The following is a 1157-nucleotide window of genomic DNA, read 5'->3' as shown; positions in this document are numbered from 1 at the left end:
ACGACCGTGATCGTCGACGTCGGTATTTGTGACGTTTAGCGCTAAGTGGTCGCGTTTTGTGATCCGCTTGTGCGACCTCGCCTCCTTCCCGATCGAGCTTCCCCTGCGCAGACGACCGCAGCGAGAATGGAAGCATGCAGGCTGGCAAAGGTGATTTCGAGCTGAGTATGGACGAGCTGCGAGTCGTATCCCAGTACGCCGGAGAGAGCGCTGAGGAAGTACTTTCCGTGTTTGAGGAGACCAATCCGGAGGATTTGCGGCCGCGCTTAGCTATCGAGGCAGCCTGGGCGTTTGTGCATGGCGCCGCACGAACGAACGTGCAACGCGTAACGGCTCTGGATGCGCATCGCGCGGCGAAGGAGGTGGCCGGCGCAGCCGCAGAGTTTGCTGCCCGGTCTGCTGGCGATGCTGCCGCCGCCGCATATCTGCATCCTCTGGCCAAAGCGACGCAAGTTGGCCACATTCTGCGCGCTGCGGCGAATGCAGCTCGGGCCGCCGAGCTGACCGCCGGAGAGGATCCGGCCGAGGGAGAGGCGCTGATCGAGCGGGCGCGCCGACGCGCCACGCCCACTCTGATCGATGTGCTGCGTCGATACCCTCTTGCGCCAGCGGGAAAGAGCCGCGTCGCGCACCTCATGCAGGCACTGGACAGCTCTTTGCGCACGCCCCGCTGCGGGGTTCGGCTACTGCGGCTTCGCGAATCGTAGCTACTGACGATCTGAGATCATTGGCCTCATGCTCGTATGGGTTACGGAATGGCAGGTCGCGGAAGAACACCTGCTTATCGCCGTCGGTGACTTCGTGGACTTCACCCTCTACCCGGCCAATATCGATTGGCTGGCCCGCTTGTTTGGTGACCGCCCGGCGGTTGAGTGGCAGTTTGACACGTACGGCGATGCAGTAGATCAGCCATCGCTTCGTGTGAAGGGGAAAGTCGATGGGCTCATGAGCGCTCGGTGTCGGCAGGTTCAAACTACAGAAGGTCTCGTTCCCGTGACGGGAGCAGCCAAACAGCAGTCCGTGGCAGACACCTCCGGTTCGTGGATGCGCCAAGGTCGGTTTGAGCAAAGCGAGACTAGTCACGGCGCTGACGCGAGGAGTCACCATGGATCATACGAAAATGCCCACGCCGACGACACCACCGATCTTTATGGCTA

The 1157-nt window shown here is 61.6% G+C and carries 2 protein-coding genes; both read left to right on the top strand.

What is annotated here, in order from left to right; translation table 11 throughout:
- Positions 1 to 134: 134 nt before the first annotated feature.
- Positions 135 to 707 (top strand): putative immunity protein, encoded by a 573-nt coding sequence (locus tag CXY70_RS00010; RefSeq protein ID WP_104190382.1) that lies wholly within the window; start codon positions 135 to 137, stop codon positions 705 to 707.
- Positions 708 to 735: 28 nt separating this feature from the next.
- On the top strand, positions 736 to 1157 hold a 422-nt coding region (locus CXY70_RS18065; protein ID WP_233205637.1), incomplete at its 3' end, for a hypothetical protein.

Origin of the sequence: Cryobacterium sp. Y82 (assembly GCF_002929495.1) — a bacterium.
GTDB classification, from domain to species: Bacteria; Actinomycetota; Actinomycetes; order Actinomycetales; family Microbacteriaceae; genus Cryobacterium; species Cryobacterium serini.
The sequence above is the reverse complement of the archived record's forward strand: the minus strand, read 5'-3'. Positions and strand labels throughout refer to the sequence as shown.

Coding starts and splice junctions, on each gene's coding strand:
- CXY70_RS00010 (WP_104190382.1), top strand. CDS start 135: ATGCAGGCTGGCAAAGGTGATTTCGAGCTGAGTATGGACGAGCTGCGA.